General features: G+C 33.4%; 2 protein-coding genes. Both read left to right on the top strand.

Annotation, left to right across the window (positions count from 1 at the left end; all coding sequences use genetic code 11):
• The coding region (locus HMPREF9420_RS14580) for a glycosyltransferase family 4 protein (protein ID WP_007134112.1) at positions 1–620 on the top strand (620 nt) is incomplete at its 5' end.
• Positions 607–1,376 (top strand): glycosyltransferase family 2 protein (locus HMPREF9420_RS03760; protein ID WP_007134111.1); only part of this gene is annotated, 770 nt, incomplete at its 3' end. The genes HMPREF9420_RS14580 and HMPREF9420_RS03760, both read left to right, overlap by 14 nt.

The raw sequence follows: 1,376 nt of genomic DNA, 5'->3' as shown, positions 1-1,376 counted from the left end.
TTTCAACGTGGCTTAAAGATATAGTAAATAGTTGTGGTGAAAAATCTGTTTTTATACCTAATGGATTTGATTTTACTTTCTTTAATGTAAAGAATCCGATAACGGATAGGAATAAATATGAAGTTATTTGTATGTATCATACCAGTGCTCTAAAGGATTTTTCAACAGCTTTTAAAGCCTTTGATATTGTAAAAGAAAAACACCCTCAGTTACACGTAACATTATTTGGCGTATTTGATAAACCTGATTTACCTGTGTGGTATGATTATTACCAACGCCCAGAAAAAGAACTCTTTAACAAGTTGTATAATAATGCATCAATATATGTTGGTTCAAGTCAGATTGAAGGTTGGGGATTAACAGTGGGAGAAGCAATGCAATGTGGGTGCGCTGTTGCTTGTACAGATAATAAAGGTTATTTAGAAATGGCAAAAGATGGTGAAACTGCACTTGTCTCTCCAGTAAAAGATCCTCAAGCATTAGCTAAGAATATCATAAGATTGATAGAGGATGATCAGTTACGTCATACTATAGCACTGAATGGGAATAAATTTATTCATGAATTTGATATAGAGAAATCATATCTGAAACTAAAGAAGTTTTTGAATGGAATTAACTAATCCTATAAATATATCTGTAAGCATAATCATTGTCAATTACAGAACACCTTCTTTAACATTGGCGTGTATAGACAGTATTTATGCTCATACAAAGGGAGTCGATTTTGAAGTAATTGTTGTAGATAATCACTCAGAAGATGATTCTGTTGAACGTTTAAGCAAGGATAATCGGATTATACTTATTGAAAGTTTACGGAATGGTGGCTTTGGATATGGAAATAATCTTGGGATGAGAGTTGCGCATGGTAAATATTTTTTCCTATTAAACTCTGATACGCTTTTGGTAAACAATGCAATAAAAGAATTTTATGATTATGCCGAAAGTCATGAACCTAAAACTCTCTATGGTTGTTATCTTATAGGAGATGATGGCACCTATCGTGGGTCTTTTCATTATTTCCCCGCATTAACTATTGGGGCTTTTTTCAGAAGACTTTTTCGTAAACAAAATTATACGCCAGACTATACGGATAAGGAAGTAGAATGTATTTGTGGAGCTGATATGTTTATTCCTCGTACTGCGATAGAAGAGTGTGGAGGTTTTGATGAGAATATTTTTCTTTATGGAGAAGAGGGAGAACTACAGCTTCGTATGGCAAAAGCTGGATATAAGCGTATACTGCTTTCTTCGCCTAAGATTATTCACCTTGAAGGAAGAAGTTCTTCTGTGAATCAGAAAAAAAGACAGATTCAAGAACAAAGTCATTTTTATGTATTAAAGAAGTATATGACTCCATGTACATATATATTGACACG

Source organism: Segatella salivae DSM 15606 (assembly GCF_000185845.1).
GTDB classification, from domain to species: Bacteria; Bacteroidota; Bacteroidia; order Bacteroidales; family Bacteroidaceae; genus Prevotella; species Prevotella salivae.
This window is presented reverse-complemented; position numbering and strand designations above follow the sequence as displayed.